Here is an 18861-nt window from a genome sequence, read left to right as displayed (position 1 = left end):
CCAACTGTACGCCAATCACGTTGAAGTTCCTGCAATCACCGGTACAACTTCGTGCCAACCCGGACGATCGTCGCACCCTCTTCGACGGCGACGGCGAAGTCCTGGGTGGTGCCCATCGAGAGCTCGGGAAGGTCGCGGTCGGCCGCGAGCTGCGCCAGCGCGGCGAACCAGCGGCGCGAGTCCTCGGCGGTCTGGGCCAGCGGCGGCATCGTCATCAGGCCGGCGACCTCGACGTTCTCGACCGCGCGGCAGGAGTCCAGGAAGGCGTCGAGGCGGTCGGGCGCGATGCCGGACTTGCCCTCCTCGGAGGCGATGTTGACCTCGACGAGGATCTTCGTGCCGGCCTGAGCGTGCTTGCCGAGCTGCTCGACCACGCTGTCGCTGCCGACCGAGTGGATCATGCGCACGAGCGGCAGGATCTGCTTGACCTTGCGGCTCTGCAGGTGGCCGATGAAGTCCCAGGTGAGCGCGTCGCCGCCGGGCGCCTCGACCTTGCGGACCAGCTCCTGGGCGCGGTTCTCCCCCGCGAGCGTGATCCCGGCCTCGGCCAGGACCGGGATCTCCTCGAGCGCCACGTACTTGACGGCGGCCAGGAGCTGGACGGCGTCGGCGCTGCGGCCGGCGCGGACGGCGGCGTCGGCGATCTCGCTCTGGACGCGCTCCACGTTGGCCCGAACGGCGTCAGCGGAGAGGCCGGTGATCAGCTCCGCCATGCGAGGCCTCCTTGGCGTCCGGTGACGGGGCCGCTGGCGCGGTGGGAGAAGAAGACGTCGGGCTCGCACATCGTGCAGCGCCCGACGTCGAGCACGTCCGCGACGCCCGCGGCGCGCAGCCGCGCCGCCGCGACCGCTTTGAGATCCAACAGGCGACCGTTGAGCGCCCAGTCGGGGAAGCGCTCGGCGACCTCGGGGCCGACCTCGTAGCAACAGGCGCCGGCGGCGGGGCCGATCGCGGCGTGGATCGGTCCGTCGGTCCGCAATGCGGCCACGCCCGCTTCGAGCACGCCGCCCGAAAGGCCCTTCCAGCCCGCGTGGACCATCGCGACCGCGTCGGGCGCGGCCAGCGCGACCGGCACGCAGTCGGCGGTCAGCACCATCGCGGCGACACCGTGTGCACGGGTGACGACGCCGTCGGCGTCCGCGATCCGGTCGGCTGGCGGCGCGCCGTCGAGGGCGATCACGTCGGTGCCGTGCACCTGGCGGGCGAAGGCGATCGGCGCTCCGTCGGCGGCGCGACGGCGGTTCTCCTCGACGGCGGCGGGATCGTCGTCGGTCCAGCGCCCGAGGTTGAGCGAGGCGTACGGGCCCTCGGAGACGCCGCCCGCGCGGGTCGTGAAGCGCACGCGGGCGCCGGGCAGCTCCAGGTCGATGGCGTCGAGGGCCACGGGGCTTGTTCTAGCAGTTGAGAGCGAACGCCAGCTGCGCGTCGCGGTCGTCGGCGAGCGCGCCGTCCAGGCGCGCGGCGAGCGCGGCGGCGAGGCGGCGCCCGACCTCCGGCCCTTCCGGCACGCCCGCGGCGAGCAGGTCGCCGCCGTCGATCCGCAGGCGGACGTGGCGCCAGTCGTTGAGGTACTGCAACGCGATGTCGGCGTCACCGCGGGCGCCCGCCACCGCGACGACCTCAACGGGCAGGCCGCGCAGCGCGGCGACGACCGCGCTCGGCGGCGCCCCCGCGCGCAGCGGCTCCGCGTCCGCACTGGCACGGAGAACCGCCAGCTCGCGCGCGTCGAAGCCCCAGCCCTCGGCCCACGACGCGTCGGGGATCACGGCGCCGAGCGTCGCGAGGTCGGTCCGTCCTTCGTCCCAGGGCAGCAGCGCCAGCGCGCGCGCCACCAGCGCCGGATCCAACGCCAGCCCTTCGACCAGCCCGAGGTTCTGCGCGGCGTGCAGCACGCTCAGCGGGTCCGGCTCGCGCAGCGCGAGCCGCAGCTCCGCGCCGAGCCGCTCGCCGCTCACGGTCTCCAGTGCACCGCGCTGCACGGCCTCCTGCGCGAGGCGATCGGTCGCGGGCTCGGGGACGAAGCCGAGCCGGACCGCGTAGCGGACCAGACGCCACAGCCGCGTCGGGTCGTCGCGGAACGACGCCGCGTGGAAGACGCGCAAGCGCCGTGCCTCCAGGTCGTCGAGCGCTGCCGGCGCCGCGTGCAGCGCGCCCTCGGCGTTCAAGGCGAGGGCATTGACCGTGAAGTCGCGGCGCAAGAGGTCGTCCTCCAGGTCGCCGGGCGTGACGTCCGGCAGCGCGCCCGGACCGCCGTAGGTCTCGCTCCGCGCGGTCACGACGTCGACCTCGCCGCCCTCCGCGGTCCGCACCACGTAGGTGCCGAACCGGCCGTGCGACTCCGCGACGGCGCCCAGCGCGAGGGCGATCGGCTCGGGGTCTCCGACGACGGTGACGTCCACGTCCGGGCCGAGCGGCCGACCGAGGAGCGCGTCGCGCACCGCGCCGCCGACGATCCACGCCTCCGGGTGCTCGGCGAGCACGCCGAGGACGTGCGCGCCGGTCGGGAGCGCGCGCAGCGCGGCGAGGGCCTCGGTCGCGGTCCGCATCGGGTGGCGATCCTCCCACGCCGCGCGGTCTCATACCCTGTCGGCCATGACCCGTCCCTCCGGCGGCCGGCGCCGTCGGCTGGTGTGGATCCTGCCGGTGCTGGTGGCGTTGCTGCTCGCCGCCGGCGCGGTCAAGCTGCTGACGGGCGGCCCCGGCGACGTCTCCAACTCCGACGTCGCGTTCGACACGGCGCCGCCTACGGCGCCTCCGGCCACCACGACCCAGCCCTCGAAGACCACGAACACCAAAGACCCGTTCGACGACGGGTTCGAGTGGCCCGTGTACGGCTACACGGACAACCGCGCGCGTTACCTGCCGCTCGACCGTCCGCTGCGCCCGCCGTTCACGATGCGCTGGAAGGTGACGGGCAGCGTGCTGCTGGAGTTCCCGCCGGTGTTGTGCGGGAAGACGCTCTACCTGTTGAAGAACAACGGCGCGTTGTACGCGATCTCGCGCCGGACGGGCAAGGTGCGCTGGAAGCAGAAGCTCGGCTACCTCGCCGCCGCGTCGCCCGCGTGCCACGACGGCGTCGTCTACTCCACGCTGCTGCAACGCGGCAAGGGCGTCCGCGCGGGCCGGGTCGTCGCGGTGCGCGGCTACACCGGCAGGACCGTGTGGTCGCGCAAGCTGCCGAGCCGCAGCGAGTCCTCCCCTGTGATCTTCCAGGACCGCCTCTACTTCGGCTCCGAGGACGGCACGGTCTACGCGGTGAACACCGCCAACGGCGACATCGTCTGGACCTACAAGGCCGGCGGCGCCGTGAAGGCCGCGATCGCGATGGACGGCGAGGGCCGCCTGATCTTCGGCGACTACGCCGGGTCGGTCACGGCGCTGCGCCGCGCGGACGGCTCGCGGATCTGGAAGACCGGCACCAGCGGCGGCGCTTTCGGGTTGAAGTCGGGGAACTTCTACGCGACGGCCGCGGTGGCTTACGGCCGCGTGTACATCGGCAACACCGACGGCTTCGTGTACTCCTTCGGCGCCAAGGACGGCAAGCTCGCCTGGCGCCACAAGACCGGCGGCTTCGTCTACTCCTCCCCCGCGGTGTCGCCGGTGCGCGGCGGCACGATCTACGCCGGGTCCTACGACGGCAAGTTGTATGCCTTCGACGCGCGCACCGGCAACGTGAAGTGGACGCGCAACAGCGGCGGGAAGATCAGCGGCGGCCCGGTTGTCATCGGCGACTTGGTGTTCTACTCCAACCTGTCGCGGAAGTCGACGGCTGCGGTCGGCGCCGCCACCGGCGCGCCGGTCTGGTCGATCGGGCGCGGCGCGTTCAACCCGGTGATCTCCGATGGCCAGCGCATCTACCTCGTCGGCTACACCAACCTGTACGCCTTCGCCGAGGAGGGCCGGACGGCGGAGGGCACGCTGACCGACGCGGCGAAGCAGAAGCGCGCGAACCACCTGAAGGCCGCGGCGGTGCGGCGGCACCGGCGCTACCTCAACGCCCGCATCGCCCAGCGCCGCCGCGAAGTCGCGGAGCGCCTAGCGGCACGGCGCGCGGGCCGGGAGGTCTGCTTCAAGAGCGGCGGGAAGACCGTGTGTCGCCTGCCGAAGCCGCCGGTCTGCTTCAAGCGCCCGTCCGACGGCCGGACGATCTGCCGAGCCCGCGAGGACTGAGCCGTAAGGTGCGCCCATGGACATCACCGAGTTCTGGGCGCTCATCGATCAAGCGCGTGAGGCAGCCGGCGGCGACGTCCTCGAGCAGCAGGCTGCGCTGCGCGCCGCGCTGACAGGCCGCTCCAGCGAGGATCTCCAGGCGTTCCGTCGCCACTACGACGCGGGCCTCGGCGAGCTGTACCGCTGGGACGTCTGGGGCGTCGGCTTCGCGCTGGCGGGCGGGATGAGCGACGACGCCTTCGACTACTTCTGCGACTGGATCATCAGCCGCGGGCCGGTGGTCTTCGCGGCGGCCCTGAAGGATCCCGAGTCGCTGGCTGACGTCGAGGGCGCCGTCGAGGAGCCCGAGGCCGAGGGACTGCGCTACGTCGTCCTGGAGGCTCACGAGCGCACACACGGCGGCCAGCTGCCGGAGACCGGCTCCGACACGCGCGACTTCGATGCCGGGCCAGCCGGTGAGGAGTGGGACGAAGAGGACGTCGACGAGCGCTTCCCGCGGGCGGCGGCGAAGTCGCAGTGGTAGGCGGCACTTTGCGTTCGCGGTCCATGTCGTTCTGACCGCCATATACGCGGGTTAGACGACTTGGGCCAGGAGTTCGCCCCATACGTCCGGGGCTGGAGCCGCCGGAGTCGCCTACGCGGCGCGCGGTAAGGCGATGACCGCGGGCGCCGACAGATCGGCGAGCGCTGCGCGGAAGGCGGTGACGACGCGAGGGTCGAACTGCGAGCCGGCGCAGCGCTCCAGCTCGGCCAGCGCGGCGGCGTTGCTCAGCGGCGCCCGGTAGGGCCGGTCGGCGACCATCGCGTCGAAGGAGTCGCAGACGGAGACGATCCGCGCGCCCAGCGGGATCTCTTCGCCGCGCAGGCCGTCCGGGTAACCGCCGCCGTCGAAGCGCTCGTGGGACGCCCGCACCAACACGGCCACCTCGGAGAGCGCGGGCGCCGCGGCGACGATCCGCTCGCCGATGATCGTGTGCCGCCGCATGAAGACCCACTCGTCCTCGTCCAGCGGTCCTGGCTTGTCCAGAATCGCGTCCGGGATCGCGACCTTGCCGACGTCGTGCAGGTCGGCGGCGTGGCGGACCTCCTCGACGCGCGCAGCGTCCAAGCCCAAGCGACGCGCCACCGCGACGGCGAGGTCGGCGACCGTCGCCAAGTGCGTGGACAACTCCGGGTCGCGCTCGGCCAGCGCGCGCATCAGCACGTCGCGCGACTGAGAGCCCGCTGACTTCCGCCCGCCGTGCTTCTGCGCGTACATCCGCTGGTCAGCCAGCCTCAGCGCCTCGGCCGGATCGTCGGTCTCGACCGGCGCGACGACGAAGCCGTGCGACGAGCCGATGTTGAAGCCCTCGCCGCGCTCGTGCAGCGCCGCCGCGGCGTGCGCGGCCACCAAATCAGGCCGCGCCAGGCGCGGGCGCAGCAGCGCGCAGAACTCGTCGCCGCCCATCCGGTAGGCGCTCCCGTGGCCCTCGACGCGGCGGGCCAGGTTGCCGCCCAACCGCACCAACAAGTCGTCGCCGGCCGGATGGCCGTAGCAGTCGTTGTAGTGCTTGAAGCCGTCGAGGTCGAAGAGCGCCAGGACGACCGGGTCCTCCGCGTCGGCGACCGCCATCAACCGCTCCATGTCCTTCAACAACGCGCGGCGGTTGCCCAGGCCGGTCAGCGCGTCGGTCAAGGCCTCGCGCCGGGTCGCGTCCAGGAGCACGTTGTTGTCGCGGAACGAGATCAGCAGCCGGACGCCCACCGCCAGGGCCGCGACGCCCGCTAGGACAACGGCGACCCACGTCGTCCCTTGGCCCAGGCCCGAGTACACCAACACGCCCAGCGCCATGGCGCCGAAGGCCAGCGGCAAGATCGTCCCGCGCCGCCCTGGCCGGTCGACCGCCACCGCCGCCCGCGCCGGGACGCAGGCCGCCCAGGCGAGCGTGAGGAACGCGACGTCCCAGCCGCCGTTCCAGAGATCTGGCCAGCCCCCGCCGCCGTCGGCGACGGCCACGAGGTAGTGCGAGTCGGCGGTCCAGAACGAGACGATGCCGACCGCGGCCAGGCCCCAGGTCGCGTCGATCCGCCAGCCGCGCACGGCCATTGCGCCGACGACCAACCCCAACAAGATCAGGTCGGTGAGCGGGTAGGCGGCATTGGTCGCCACCGACTTCCAGTCGCCGCCGATCAGGTCGACGATCGACGGCACGACCAGCGCGGCCGCGACCGCAGCCGTCGCCAGCGCGGCGGTCGCCGCATCGACCCAGAGCCGCTTCGGAGCCCCGACGACGCGCGAGGCGAAGACGCGCGCCAGGCCGGCGAAGGCCAGCAGCGGGAAGAGCAGGTAGCCGACGTCGGCCGGGGACGGGACGGGCAGCTCGTCCTGGTCGAGCAGCACGAACGTCCAGTAGACGTCGCCCGCCGCCCAGCAGAGGATGCCCGCCGCCACCAGCAGCCAGCCGGCGCGGTCGGCGCCGCGGTGGCGCAGCGCGGCGGCCGCGCACAGCAGCCCGGCGCCGAAGTCGACGACCAGATGCGACGTGCGGCCGAAGAGGATCCCCGTCAGCGGGAAGAGGCCGACGGCCTGGTTTAGCGCGCACGCGAGCAGCCAGAACGCGAGCGCTCCCAGCGCCCAGCGCGCCCAGGGTGGCTGTGGACCTGCCTCCACACCACCGTAATCGGCTGCTAATCGATGACTTGAAGGTCCTTGGGAAGCGACGTCAGGACGTCGCTCCCGTCCTCCGTGACGATCGCGAGGTCCTCGATCCGGACCCCGATCGCGCCCGGGACGTAGATGCCCGGCTCGACCGTGACGACCTGACCGACCTCCAGCGTCGCTTCCGAGCGCTGCGACAGCCGCGGACCTTCGTGGACCTCGGCGCCGACGCCGTGGCCGAGCCCGTGCCCGAAGTGCTCGCCGTGGCCGGCGGCGGTGATGACGTCGCGGGCGACCGCGTCGACCTCGCGCCCGCCGACGCCGGCGCGCACCGCGGCCAACGACTCCAGCTGGGCCTTCAGGACGATCTCGTAGACCTCGCGGTCGCGCGGGTCGAGGTCCGGCCCGGTCGCGTAGGTCCGCGTGCAGTCCGAGGCGTAGCCGTCCAGCTGCGCGCCCCAGTCGATCGTCACCAGCGTGTTCTTCGGGATCACGACGTCGCGCGGCTCGGCGTGCGGCAGCGCGGAGTGCTCGCCGGAGGCGATGATCGGCGAGAACGATACCGACTCGGCGCCGGCCTTGCGCATCGTGACCTCGAGGTCGAGCCCGACCTCGCGCTCGGTCCGCCCCGCCAGCCCACGTGAGAGGACCTCTTCCAAGGCGGCGTCGGCGAGCTTGGCCGCAGCGCGGATCTTCGCCTGCTCGTCGGCGTCCTTGACCAGCCGCAGTTCCTCGATCAGCCCACCCGCCGGCACCAGCACGACGCCGTCGGCGAGCTTGCCCGCGAGCGTCGCGTGGTCCTTGACCGACATGGTGGCGTCGTCGAAGCCGAGCCGGACGGCCGCGCCATCGCTGCCGACGAACGTCGCGGCCGCGTGCAGGATCTCCTGGGCGATCTCGCGCCGCCAGCCGGCGTCGACCTGCTTGGCCGACTGCGTCAGGTAGCGGAAGTCGGTGAGGAACAACCGCTGATCGGCCGGCCCGACCAAGGCAAGGCCATTGCTTCCGCTGAAGCCGGTGAGCCAGCGCACGTTGACGAGGTTGGTGACCAACAGCGCGTCGATGCCGCGCTCCTCGAAAGCGTCAGCGAGCCGATCGGAGCGGTCCATGGTCGTCATAATTCGAGCTTCTCCTTGATCGCGGCGAGCGCGGTGCGATACCCCTCCACGCCCTCCCCCTTGACGGTCGCGAAGCAGAGGTCGCGGATGACCGAGACCTTGCGGAACTCTTCGCGCGCGTCGACGTCTGAAAGGTGGACCTCGACGGTGGGCAGGCCGGCGATCTCGAGCGCGTCGCGGATCGCCCAGGCGTAGTGCGTCCACGCGCCGGGGTTGAAGATGATCGCGTCGGCGAGGCCGCCGACGCGGTGCAGGTGCTCGACGAGCTCGCCCTCGTGGTTGGTCTGGAAGAAGCGGGCTTCCAGGTCCAGCTCACGCGCGATGGTCCCGATCTGCTGCTCGAGCTGGTCGAACGTGAGGTCGCCGTAGTGCTGTGCCGGGCGGCGACCGAGCATGTCGAGGTTGACGCCGTGGATCACGTCCACGCGGTTGCGGGTCGTCACGCGGTCAACTCTCGCACGGCGAGCGCGACGTCGTCATCGGCGACGTCCTGGCCGTGGACCACGTCGCCGGCCGCGCGGACCAGGACGAACGGCGTCCGGGCGGTGTCGGTGCGCTTCTTGTCGCGGCGCGTGGCGGCGAGGATCGCGTCCGGGTCGACGCCGAAGGACGCGTCGAGCGTCGTCGGCAGCCCGGCGTCGCCCAGCAGCGCCTCGACCTGCCCACGCAGGTCTGAGAGACCGGACAGCCGCAGCGCCGCCAGCAGCCCGAGCCCGACCGCCTCCCCGTGGCGCAGCGTCCCGTAGCCCAGCTCGACCTCCAGCGCGTGACCGATCGTGTGCCCCAGGTTGAGCACCTGGCGCCGGCCGCCGTCGCGCTCGTCGGCGGCCACGACCTCCAGCTTGGTCCGGGCGCAGTCGAAGATGACGGCCTCGTCGACCGGTCCGCCGGAGGAGATCCGCTCCCACAGCGAGCCGCCGGCGATCAGCGCGGTCTTGACGACCTCGGCGTAGCCCGCGGCGAACTCGGCGGCGGGCAGCGTGCCGAGCGTGGAGGTGTCCGACAGGACCGCCGACGGCTGGTGGTAGACACCGACGTAGTTCTTCGCGGTCGGGAGGTCGACGCCGGTCTTGCCGCCCATCGCGCTGTCGACCTGCGCCACGAGCGTCGTCGGGAGCTGCACGACCGGGACGCCGCGCTGGTAGGTCGCGGCGACGAAGCCGGCCAGGTCGCCGGTGACGCCGCCGCCGAGCGCGACGACGTGGTCGGCGCGCGTCGTCCCCTGCTCGACCAGCGCTTGCCACACCGCGGCGCAGGTGTCGAGCGTCTTGTAGGTCTCGCCCGAGCCGATCTCTACGAGCCCGGCGATGTGCTGCGTGAGCGGCCCAAGATGATGTTCTACGACGACCTCGTCGCCGATGCAGAACGCGCGGCCGCCGAGGCCCGGCAGACCGCCGAGCGACCCGGCCAGCGACAGTACGCCGGGGCCGACGAAGACGGGGTACTCGCCCGACGCCGCGGCCGCCCACGTCATCCGCGTGCCGGCCGGCGCCTGCGCGAGGACCTGCAGCGCGGCGTCCAGCGGCCGGACGTCACCGAGGCGGACCTGCGGCAGGTGCGCGTGCGCGAGCGAGGCGTACAACTCAGCGCGCTCGGCGTGGCGCGCCTCGAAGGCGGCGCGGTCGGCGGCCAGCGGGCGGGACGGGTCGGCAGCGCGCTCCCACGCCACCTCCACCCCGATGTCGAGCAGCACGACGGAGTGGTCGGCGAGCGCCGTTCGCACGCGCTCGCTGAGAATCGAGCCGCCGCCCAGCGAGATGATGGCGTCCGGGCCGTGCGCGCCGTCGAGCGCGGCCAAGACCACGCGCTCCTCGGCCTCGCGGAACGCCGCCTCGCCGTCGGTCGCAAACACCTCCGCGATCGGACGGCCGAAGTGCTCGACCAGCAGCGCGTCGGTGTCGACGTGCGTGACGCCGCGGGCGGACGCCAGCTCCCGGGCGAGGGTCGTCTTCCCCGCGCCCATGAAGCCGATGACGACCGTCAGCCGCGCCACGCGATCCGCTCGACGTACCGCGCGACGGCCTCGCGGACGTCCTCGATGTGGTCGCCGCCGAACTTGCTCCGGTAGGCGTCAGCCAGCACGTAGGCCAGCATCGCCTCGCCGACGACGCCGCCCGCGGGGACCACGCACGAGTCGGTGCGCTCGCGCAGCGCCTGCGCGGGGTCGTGGGACTCGATGTCGACCGAGCGCAGCGGCTTGGTCAGCGTCGGGATCGGCTTCAGCACGACGCGCGCGACCAGCGGCTGACCGGTCGTCATGCCGCCCTCCAGGCCGCCCGCGTGGTTGGTCTCGCGGAAGTAGCCCTTCTCCTCAGACCAGAAGATCTCGTCGTGGGACTGCGACCCGGGCTGGCCGGCGAGGTCGAAGCCGTCGCCGAACGCGACGCCCTTGGCCGCCTGGATCGAGCACAGCGCGCCGGAGATGCGGCCGTCGAGGCGCTGCTCCCAGGAGACGTGCGAGCCGAGGCCCGGCACCAGCCCGAAGGCCACCACCTCGAAGACGCCGCCGATCGACTCGTTGGCCTTGCGCTGCACGTTGATGTGGCCGACCATCGCCTTCGACGACTCCGGGTCCAGGCAGCGGACCTTGTCCTCGTCGACGCCCTCGAAGTCCTCGACGGTCAGTGCGGCGTCGCGCGGCGGCGCGTAGACGTCGCCGATCTGGATCACGTGGGACCGGATCTGCACGCCGACGGCGGCCAGGAACGCCTTGCACAGCGCGCCGCCCGCGACGCGCGCCGCGGTCTCGCGGGCGCTGGCGCGCTCCAGCACGTTGCGCACGTCGGTGAAGCGGAACTTCTGCACGCCGACCAGGTCGGCGTGACCCGGTCGCGGCAGGTGCACCTCGGGCACGTCGGCCTCGACCGGCCACGGGTTCATCCGCTCCTCCCAGTTCGCGTAGTCGCGATTGGGGACCTGGAGCGCGATCGGCCCACCGAGCGTGCGACCGTGCCGGACGCCGGATGTGACGTTGGCGTGGTCCTTCTCGATCTTCATGCGCCCGCCACGACCATGGCCCAGCTGCCGCCGGGCCATGTCACGGTCGATCGCGTCCTGCTCGAGCTCCAACCCGGCGGGCAGGCCTTCGACGATCGTCGTCAGCCCGGGGCCGTGGGACTCTCCTGCGGTGATCAGCTTCAGCGCCATGCGGCGCCGAAGTCTATGAACCTGGGACCGTCAGCACCGTCGACGTCGACCCAACGCCCTGCCCATCGGCAGCGGAGGCCGTCGTGCTGGGCACGTTGGCGACGTCCGGCGTGGCCACCGGGTCCTTGCTGACCAGCAGGCCCAGCGAGCGCGAGTAGTTCCAGTTGTCGAGCACCGTCGGGTCGTCGGCGACCAGCTGGCGCAGGTACTCGCGACCGGCCTTGGACTCGCGAGCGCGGGCCTTGGCGGCCGAGCCCTTCGCGACCCCCGTCGACTTCTTGATCGACTTGATCGTGAGCGTGTACTCGACCGTGCCGGCGGTGCCCGACGGCATGTCCAGGAACTCGGTGTCGCCGACCTTCAGCGCGATCTGCTGGCAGTCGTCAGGCGAAGGCTGGCACTTGCCGTCGCCAGAGACCTCGGCGGTGCCGTCGACCAGGAAGATCGCGGACTTGCCGTCGTCGGCCAGGCCGAGGTAGACGAAGAACGGGTTGTCGGACGAGGGCAGCGGCGTCAGGCGCGCGACGTTGGTGTAGCTGCGCATCGCGCCCTCTTCGCCGAAGTGGAAGTTCACGCGGTAGGTCGTGCTCTTCTGCTCGTTGGTGGCGTCGTCCGGCGTGGTCGTCGCCGGCGCGGTGGTCGTCTTCGGCGTGTCGCTCGTGCCGCCCGTCGAGGACGAGCCCGAGGACGTCGAGGCCGGCGCGGTGGTCGAAGACGACGTCGTCTTGATCTTCACCGGCTTGGGCTGGTGGTGCTGGACGAACGGGTTCTTGAGCGAGCCCTTGCGCTGCACCTTGCCCGCCGCCTGCTCCTCGAGGCTGACGACCTCGGCCTGCGACGTGCCCGAGCCGGACGCGGTCGAGGCAGTGGCGCTCGCGACCGGCGTGCCGGTGTCGTCGGACTTGCCGCCGAGCACGATCGGCACCGCGACCAGCGCGGCGACCAGCGCGATGGCCACCGGCCAGAGGCGCTTCTCGATTAGGTCGGAGAGGACGTTCTTGAAGAAGCTCACTTGTCGCTCCCGATGAGGCTCGCGGTGGCGGTGGTGCCGGAGGTTGCGGTCGAGGGGGCCGTCGCGGTCGCGCCGTTCGGGGCCAGGCCCTCGTCGGCCGGCAGGAGGTAAGAGGTCACGACGACCGAGGCGTCGATCTGCGGGAAGCCCTTCGGGCCCGCCTTCAGGGCGACGCCGTCGACCGTCAGCAGGCGGCCCTTGACGCTGATCGACTTGCCGTTGACCGCGGTCAGGCCGTCGAGCGACTTCAGGAAGCGCTGCAGGTCGAAGAACGAGCCGGTGAAGTCGAACGTGAACGGCATCGTCGGGAAGCCCGCGCTGCCGACCGTCGCACCCGGCGGGAGCGCGGCCGCGACTGTGGCGGCCGGCGTGCTCGACGAGCCCGTGGTGGGCGTGGCGGCCGCGGTGGCCGCGCCGGACGAGCCGACGAGCTTGATCGAGCGGAAGTCGATCTTGTTGGCCTTGGCGGTCTGCTCGAGCTGGTAGACGAGCGACGGCATGTCGTCGTCGACCGGCACGGCCTTGCCCAGGCGGGCGACCGTCGCGTAGTCCGACGTGTACTTGGCCTTGGCGGCCTCGGCGCTGGAGGCCGACGCCTGAGCGGTGGACAAGCGCGTCTGAGCGGCGCCGATCTGCGTGTTGAGATCGGCGGCGTCGTGGCGCTTGGGGCTGATCGCCAGGAACCAGAACGCGGCCAGGGTCGCGAGGATCCCGACGACGATCAGGACGATGCGGTCACGGGCGGTCACTTGCTGGTCCCTCCGGTCGTCCCCGAAGCGGGGACGGTCGACGAGGCGGTGGACGAGGTCGTGCTGGCCGGCGTCGTCGAGGAGGCGCCCGCGGCCGCACCGGTGGTACCGGTGGCGACCGTCGTGCCCTGCTCGAAGAAGACGTCGACGTTGAAGATCGGGAACTTGGCGTGACCGCCGCGGCAGTCACCCGTGGAGGCGCTGGTGGCCGCGCCCGACGAGGTGCCGGTGCCAGCGGCCTGCTCCTGGCCCTTGGTCGAGTCCTCCAGCGTGACGCGCTGGACGCCGTCGACCAAGCGCAGGCGCGAGATCAGCTTGGCCACCGACGACTGGCTCGTCGTGCAGCCCTGGATCACGATCGCCGGGACGTTGAGCGCGCTGCGCAAGCTGCCGGACGCGCCACCGGTGAGCGTGACGCTCGTGGAGGTCGTGCCGGACATCGACGTCAGCCAGGCGTTCTCCGGCAGCACGCGAGCGACCTCGCGCAGCGCGTGCGCCCAGTCGAAGCGGCTGTCGGCGAGCTGGGTGACCGTGTCGACGCGCTTCTGGCGGATCGACGCGAACTTGGTGTAGCTGGTCAGCTGCTGGGCCTTGGCCTCGGCGGCCTCGGCCTGCTGGGTGACGTTCGCCAGCTCGGTCGTCTTGTCAGAGACCGACGTGTTGGTGACCACGTAGGTCGCGGCCAGCACGACGAGCAGCGCCAGGCCGCCCAGCAGGGCGTAAGCGCCGCCGCCGGACTTGCCCGCGGCACCGCCGGCGCCGCGCTGCTGGTCGGTCGGGATGAGGTTGACAGCCCTCATGCGTGCGGGGCCTCCTCGACGGCCAGGCCGGCCGCGATCGTGAGCAGATGGGGATCCAGGCCCTCGGGCGTGCCGTCGACCAGGCCGGACTCGACCGGCAGGCCGAGCTCGGCGGCGAGGGCGTCATCGAAGCCGGGCACGGCGGCCGCGGCGCCGGTGAGCACGGCCCGCTGAACGCGCAGGCTCATGCCCTCCTGGGCGTGGTGGAAGTCGAGCGAGTTGCGGACCTCGCCGCCGATGCGGCGAACGCCGTCGAGCAGGACCGTGCGGGCCTCCTCGACGATCTCGTCCTGGTCGTCGGTCTCGACCTCGCCGAGCGGCGTGACGAGCCCGACGTGGCGCAGCCAGCCGCGAGCGTGCTCCAGCGTGAGCGCCTTGCGCTCGGCGAGCTCGACGGCGATGGCCTCGAGGCCGCCGCCGACGACGCGGGTGAAGAGGCAGGTGGTGCCCTCCGCGACCGCCAAGTTGGTGAGGCCGCCGACGGAGAGGTATAGGACCGGCTCCGGCGTCTCGGTCGCCGCCTGCGGGCGGTGCAGCGCGCGGATCATGGCGAAGGCCGAGAGGTCGATGCCCTCGGGCTTCAGGCCGGCCGCCTTGGCAGCCGCCATGACGCGCTCGACCATGTCGCGGCGGGCCGCGACGATCAGGACGCGCTGGCGCGGGCCCTGCTCGGTCTCGATGATGTCGAGCGGCTGGAAGTCGAGGACCGCCGAGTCCAGCGGCATCGGGATCTGGTCCTGAGCCTGGAAGCGAACAGCGGCCTCCAGCTCCTTGCGGTCCTCGAGCGGTGGGAGCTCCAGGACGCGGACGACGATCTTCTGGTTCGCGATGCCGATGCGAACCTTCTTGTCGAGGCCCTTGTTCTCGCGGTACAGCGAGCGGAGGGCGTCGGCGAGGGCGTCGACGTCATTGACCTCGCCGTCCCGGACGACGCCGGTCTCCAACGGGGCGACCGCCGCGGTCTTGACCGACACGTGACCGTTGACGGTCACTGATGCGGCGTGGACGGCGGAAGGCTCGATCTCGAGTCCGACGATTGTGGTTGCGCGCTTGGCCATGTTCTTGACGGTGGGTCGGCGGGGATCGGCGGTGCCTCAAGCACACGCCCCGACACCCTCGGTTGTTCGTCCAAAGGTGCGGGCGCTTGAGGCCCGGCGACTAGAAGGAGTCCGTGTAGGCGTCCAGGAGGCCGGAGCCGGCGAAGAAGGCGATGACGGCGCCCGCGGCCATGAACGGGCCGAACGGGACCTTGACCTTGCGGCCCGCGGTCACGCCGGCCTTGCCGATGATCGCCACGCCTACGACGACGCCCAGGATCAGGGCGATGAACAGCGCAGGCGCGACGTCAGCGCCCAGGTAGAGGCCCAGGACGCCGGCGAGCTTGACGTCGCCCATGCCCATCCCCTTCTTGGAGAGGAGCGCCGGCAGCAGGAAGAACGTGAGGGCGGCGGCGCCGGCGATCAGCTGCTCGGGCACGTAGGAGGGATCGAAGGCCAGGCCGATGGCCAGGGCGATGATCGCCGCGGGACCGGTCAGCGCGTTCGGGATGCGCTTGAGATCGAGGTCGATGACCGCGATCGGCACCAGGAACGTGACCAGCGCGAGCCCGAGGGCGCACTTCAGCCCGTTGTCGTACTCGGCGGCGACGACCGCGACGTAGAGCACGGCGGTGACCGCTTCGACGACGGGGTAGCGCGCGGAGATCTTCTCACCGCAGCCGCGGCAGCGACCGCGCAGGACCAGCCACGAGAAGACCGGGACGTTGTCGTAGGCCTTCAGCTGCTCACCGCAGCCGGGGCACTTCGAGCGAGGCTTGACCAACGACTCGCCGCGCGGCAGGCGCCAAGCGACGACGTTGAGGAACGAGCCGATGAGAAGGCCGAGCAGGGCGGCCGGTGCGAGCGCGGGAGCCATTTCGCCACCGTGATCGGCAGCTGCCCCCGCGCCCTTGACGCCGGCGGTCCTACCAGGTGCTGGACTTGCAGCCGCCGCCGCTGCAGGTTCGGGTCAAACCGGTGGCGGTCCGGTTGACCGAGAACGTGCCGCCGGACTTCGAGGTGGCGGTCACGGTGTAGGTCGACGCGGTCACGGCGGAGACCGCCATGCCGTTGAGGCCGGCGCTGGAGAGCACGGCCGTCGTGGCGCAGTTGGTGTAGTCGGTGGTCTCGGCGAAGCAGGTCTCGACCTGCGTCACGCTGTTGCGCGCGTCGGACTTGGCGCGGGTGTCCTGCGCCTTCTGCTGCTGGCCGAGCAGGCTCGGCAGGGCGATGGCGGCGAGGATGCCGATGATCAGGATGACGACGAGAAGCTCGATTAGCGTGAAGCCCTCTTCGTCACGGATGCGTGCGTGCACGGATGCCCTCCTCGGGCGGTCGTCTGGAGTGATGAACGGTCCAGCGACGTCCGAGTCAGGTTGCAGCAAGTCCCGGAAGGCGCGGTCCATCGACGTCATCGGCACCGCCGGCACGCGACTGAGCACGTTTGCGCAGAAAGCGGACGGACGGGCCAGCCTCGCCCCGACAACGACTCGGGGCGGGCCTTGCGGCCCGCCCCGAAGGTACAGCGGTTGCTGCTCGGTGCTTAGGTGCTTACCAGCTGGAGCCGGAGCAGCCCGAGCAGGTGCGAGCGACGTTGCCGGTCGCGTCCTTGGCGATCGTGAACGTGTTGCCCGACTTGGCGGTGGCGGTGACCGTGTAGGTCGACGCGGTGCCGGTAGCGGTCGTGACCAGCTTCAGGCCAGCGGAGCCGAGGGCGGCCGTCGTGGAGCAGCCGGAGTAGTCCTGCGTGTCGGCGTAGCACGACTCGATCTGGGTGACCGCGTTGCGGGCATCCGACTTGGCCGAGGAGTCCTGGGCCTTCTTCTGCTGGCCGAGGAAGCTCGGCAGGGCGATCGCGGCGAGGATGCCGATGATCAGGATGACGACGAGGAGCTCGATGAGCGTAAAGCCCTCATCCTCGTTCTTGAAGCGGTTGAGCAAGGCGATCCCTCCTGTGAGATCAAGTGTTTTATGTCCGTCACGTGCGAAGGGTCGACGTCCCTGCAGCGCCATCCGGGGTCAGGTCTTGGCAGCAAGCCCCGTCAGTTGCCCGGTGGTTCGTCACCGCACAGTCGGAGTTGTCGGCGTGAGTGGCCCGGGCTTTCGCCTTGATGTCCGATCTCTGGACTTCTGTTCTACGGTCCACACCCCAGACCGGCGGGCCGTCCGTCACCCGCGTAGGCGCTCAAGCGCGCGCGGCGAGCGCCGATCTCCGGGCTATGCGACGTCTCCTCAGCTGCGCCGTGCTGCTGATCGCCCTGCTGGTTCCCGCCTCCGCCCCGGCGCTGGAGTTGACGCCCGACCTCTCGCTGCCGGCCTCAAAAACCGTGCCGCCGCCCGGGTTCAGCACCTCGGCGCAGCAGGTCTTCGAGATCACCAAGCGCCAACCGGAGGTCCGTCGGCTGCTGGCCGAGCACCCTGAGGCGCAGATCCAGCCGAGCATCCACAGCGGCGCGCTGTGGGATGTCCAGGTCGTCGGCGAGGGCGATCGCCCGCTGGCCGACCTCGACATCGCCCGCGACGGCCGCGTCCTGCACGTGTGGACCGGGATCGCCGCCGGCAGCTACATGGCCCGCGGCCATCACCTGCCGTCGTTCGAGCGCCCGTGGGTGTGGCTGACCTTCGCGGTCCTCTTCCTGGTCCCGTTCGTCGACGTGCGCCGGCTACGTCGGATGCTGCACGTCGACCTGCTCGTCCTGCTGGGCGGCTTCGGGCTCTCCTACGCGGTCTTCACCAATGGCCACCCGGACGCCGGGACGCTGCTGTTCTACCCGCCGCTGCTCTACGTGTTGGGGCGGATGCTGTGGGTCGGGCTGCGCAGGCCGCCGCGCGCCCCGCGCGGGCGCCTGGTGCCGCATCTGCCGACCGCGGTCTTGTTGGTCGGCGTCGTCGCGCTGTTCGGCGGCCGCGTCGCGCTCAACCTGCAGACCGAGCGAATCATGGACATTGGGTACGCGTCGGTGATCGGCGCCGACCGCGTGGTCCACAAGCAGCAGCTCTACCAGGACAACGAGAACCACGGCGACACCTACGGGCCGCTCAACTACATCAGCTACGTGCCGTTCGAGCTGGCGCTGCCGTGGCGCGCCGATGACGGCGCGACCGACGTGCCGGCCGCGCACGCCGCGACGCTGTTCTTCGACCTGCTGACGATCGTCGGGCTGTTCCTGCTGGGCCTCAAGCTGCGCGCCGGGCCCGAGGGCCGCCGGCTGGGCCTGGCGATGGCGTGGGCCTGGGCGGCGTGCCCGATCACGCTGCTGGCGGTCATGGACAGCACCAACGACATGCTCGTCTCAGCGATGCTCGTCTTCGCGCTGGTCGCGTTCCGCTCGGCGCCCGCGCGCGGTGCGCTGATCGGCGCCGCGGCGGCGACGAAGTTCATGCCGGGCGCGTTGCTGCTGCTGATCGCCCGCGGTCGCGGCGACGAGGGCCGCAAGGCGACGCTGACCGCGCTGGCGACCGGCATCGGCATCTTCCTGTTCGCGATGGCCGTCTACTTCCCCGACGGCGGGCTGCGCGAGCTGTGGAACTGCACGCTCGGCTACCAGATGGACCGCGTGCCGGACATCTCGATCTGGGCCGTCAACCCGGACCTCGACCTGCTGCGCAAGGCGCTGGAGGGCGCGGGCCTGCTGTTGGCGCTGGCGATCTCCGTCCTGCCCGGCCGCCGCAGCATCGGGCAGATCGCGGCGCTGGCGGCGGCGATCACGATCGTCTTCCAGCTGCCGGCCGGCCACTGGTTCTACTTCTACGTGCTCTGGTTCCTGCCGTTCACGCTCGTCGCGCTGTTCCTGCCGTATCGCGACACGGCGGCCGCGGAGGACGCGGGCGACGGCGACGCGGAGGGCGACGTCGTCGAGCTAGGCGGCGTCGGACTCGGTCGGCGCCTCGCCGCGTAGCGCGCGGCCGGCGGCCTGGGCGTCGTGGTCGGGGATGAAGGTCCCCGTCCCCTCACACCAGGCGCAGGTGACGTTGTTCGGCGAGCCGCCGAGGTTGGAGATGAGCGTGCCGGTGCCCCGGCAGACCGTGCAGGGCACGGGCTCGTCGACGTCCGGGGTCTCTTCGTCTGCGCTCACGGGATCGCGAGCGTAGCGGCTGCTGGTCGCCGAACTGCGTCCGGTTGGCGCGTGGCCCGTCCGACCGGTCCGGTCTAGACGTCTTGCAGTGGTCCTGTCCGCCGGACCGGTGGC

The 18861-nt window shown here is 71.7% G+C and carries 19 protein-coding genes; 3 read left to right on the top strand and 16 right to left on the bottom strand.

The genetic code is table 11. The features are described from left to right. Nucleotides 1-35 precede the first annotated feature (35 nt). The 3 genes from ACT01A_RS00295 to ACT01A_RS00285 are packed head-to-tail and all read right to left on the bottom strand — an operon-like array spanning nucleotide 36 to nucleotide 2546. Nucleotides 36-713, bottom strand: coding sequence for a YggS family pyridoxal phosphate-dependent enzyme (locus tag ACT01A_RS00295; RefSeq protein ID WP_445150236.1), 678 nt, complete (start codon nucleotides 711-713; stop codon nucleotides 36-38). Then, the gene (locus tag ACT01A_RS00290) at nucleotides 701-1384 is read right to left on the bottom strand and encodes a polyphenol oxidase family protein (protein WP_445150235.1); all 684 of its coding nucleotides are present in this window, start codon (nucleotides 1382-1384) and stop codon (nucleotides 701-703) included. The genes ACT01A_RS00295 and ACT01A_RS00290 overlap by 13 nt, the downstream gene beginning before the upstream one ends. A 10-nt stretch (nucleotides 1385-1394) precedes the next feature. Beyond that, on the bottom strand, nucleotides 1395-2546 hold the full coding sequence (locus ACT01A_RS00285; protein WP_445150234.1) for a hypothetical protein: 1152 nt from the start codon (nucleotides 2544-2546) through the stop codon (nucleotides 1395-1397). Nucleotides 2547-2592: 46 nt separating this feature from the next. On the opposite strand from ACT01A_RS00285, the gene ACT01A_RS00280 reads away from it, so the two are divergent. Both ACT01A_RS00280 and ACT01A_RS00275 read left to right on the top strand, forming a co-directional pair. Next, the gene (locus ACT01A_RS00280) at nucleotides 2593-4170 is read left to right on the top strand and encodes a PQQ-binding-like beta-propeller repeat protein (RefSeq protein ID WP_445150233.1); all 1578 of its coding nucleotides are present in this window, start codon (nucleotides 2593-2595) and stop codon (nucleotides 4168-4170) included. 16 nt (nucleotides 4171-4186) lie between these two features. Then, nucleotides 4187-4693, top strand: coding sequence for a DUF4240 domain-containing protein (locus tag ACT01A_RS00275; protein WP_445150232.1), 507 nt, complete (start codon nucleotides 4187-4189; stop codon nucleotides 4691-4693). A 111-nt stretch (nucleotides 4694-4804) separates the two neighbouring features. On the opposite strand, the gene ACT01A_RS00270 is transcribed toward ACT01A_RS00275, so the two are convergent. The 12 genes from ACT01A_RS00270 to ACT01A_RS00215 form a co-directional block, all read right to left on the bottom strand. After that, nucleotides 4805-6820, bottom strand: a complete 2016-nt coding sequence (locus tag ACT01A_RS00270; RefSeq protein WP_445150231.1) for an HD domain-containing phosphohydrolase — start codon at nucleotides 6818-6820, stop codon at nucleotides 4805-4807. A gap of 17 nt (nucleotides 6821-6837) precedes the next feature. Next, entirely contained in the window at nucleotides 6838-7926 is a 1089-nt protein-coding gene (locus ACT01A_RS00265) for a M24 family metallopeptidase (RefSeq protein ID WP_445150230.1), read from the bottom strand. After that, nucleotides 7923-8369 carry a type II 3-dehydroquinate dehydratase gene (locus ACT01A_RS00260; RefSeq protein ID WP_445150229.1) on the bottom strand — a complete coding sequence of 149 codons (447 nt, stop codon included), beginning with the start codon at nucleotides 8367-8369 and terminating at the stop codon, nucleotides 7923-7925. Before ACT01A_RS00260 ends, ACT01A_RS00265 begins: the two co-directional genes overlap by 4 nt. After that, the gene (locus ACT01A_RS00255; RefSeq protein ID WP_445150228.1) at nucleotides 8366-9919 is read right to left on the bottom strand and encodes a bifunctional shikimate kinase/3-dehydroquinate synthase; all 1554 of its coding nucleotides are present in this window, start codon (nucleotides 9917-9919) and stop codon (nucleotides 8366-8368) included. Before ACT01A_RS00255 ends, ACT01A_RS00260 begins: the two co-directional genes overlap by 4 nt. Beyond that, nucleotides 9907-11073, bottom strand: a complete 1167-nt coding sequence (aroC, locus tag ACT01A_RS00250; protein WP_445150227.1) for a chorismate synthase — start codon at nucleotides 11071-11073, stop codon at nucleotides 9907-9909. Before aroC ends, ACT01A_RS00255 begins: the two co-directional genes overlap by 13 nt. 13 nt (nucleotides 11074-11086) lie before the next feature. Beyond that, nucleotides 11087-12085 carry a hypothetical protein gene (locus tag ACT01A_RS00245; protein WP_445150226.1) on the bottom strand — a complete coding sequence of 333 codons (999 nt, stop codon included), beginning with the start codon at nucleotides 12083-12085 and terminating at the stop codon, nucleotides 11087-11089. Then, on the bottom strand, nucleotides 12082-12834 hold the full coding sequence (gene pilO / locus ACT01A_RS00240) for a type 4a pilus biogenesis protein PilO (RefSeq protein WP_445150225.1): 753 nt from the start codon (nucleotides 12832-12834) through the stop codon (nucleotides 12082-12084). Before pilO ends, ACT01A_RS00245 begins: the two co-directional genes overlap by 4 nt. After that, a complete protein-coding gene (locus tag ACT01A_RS00235) occupies nucleotides 12831-13634 on the bottom strand; it encodes a PilN domain-containing protein (protein ID WP_445150224.1) in 804 nt (267 codons plus the stop codon). Before ACT01A_RS00235 ends, pilO begins: the two co-directional genes overlap by 4 nt. Further along, nucleotides 13631-14692 (bottom strand): type IV pilus assembly protein PilM, encoded by a 1062-nt coding sequence (gene pilM, locus ACT01A_RS00230; protein WP_445150223.1) that lies wholly within the window; start codon nucleotides 14690-14692, stop codon nucleotides 13631-13633. The genes ACT01A_RS00235 and pilM overlap by 4 nt, the downstream gene beginning before the upstream one ends. Before the next feature lie 100 nt (nucleotides 14693-14792). After that, nucleotides 14793-15548 carry a prepilin peptidase gene (locus tag ACT01A_RS00225; RefSeq protein WP_445150222.1) on the bottom strand — a complete coding sequence of 252 codons (756 nt, stop codon included), beginning with the start codon at nucleotides 15546-15548 and terminating at the stop codon, nucleotides 14793-14795. A gap of 49 nt (nucleotides 15549-15597) precedes the next feature. Then, on the bottom strand, nucleotides 15598-15987 hold the full coding sequence (locus tag ACT01A_RS00220; protein WP_445150221.1) for a type IV pilin protein: 390 nt from the start codon (nucleotides 15985-15987) through the stop codon (nucleotides 15598-15600). 235 nt (nucleotides 15988-16222) lie between these two features. Next, a complete protein-coding gene (locus ACT01A_RS00215) occupies nucleotides 16223-16612 on the bottom strand; it encodes a type IV pilin protein (RefSeq protein WP_445150220.1) in 390 nt (129 codons plus the stop codon). 278 nt (nucleotides 16613-16890) lie between these two features. On the opposite strand from ACT01A_RS00215, the gene ACT01A_RS00210 reads away from it, so the two are divergent. Further along, nucleotides 16891-18570, top strand: coding sequence for a hypothetical protein (locus tag ACT01A_RS00210; protein ID WP_445150219.1), 1680 nt, complete (start codon nucleotides 16891-16893; stop codon nucleotides 18568-18570). On the opposite strand, the gene ACT01A_RS00205 is transcribed toward ACT01A_RS00210, so the two are convergent. Continuing rightward, nucleotides 18532-18747 carry a hypothetical protein gene (locus tag ACT01A_RS00205; RefSeq protein ID WP_445150218.1) on the bottom strand — a complete coding sequence of 72 codons (216 nt, stop codon included), beginning with the start codon at nucleotides 18745-18747 and terminating at the stop codon, nucleotides 18532-18534. The two genes, ACT01A_RS00210 and ACT01A_RS00205, sit on opposite strands and share 39 nt — an antisense overlap. Nucleotides 18748-18861 lie beyond the last annotated feature (114 nt).

The sequence above is a fragment of the Baekduia sp. Peel2402 genome (assembly GCF_052567285.1).
This window is presented reverse-complemented; position numbering and strand designations above follow the sequence as displayed.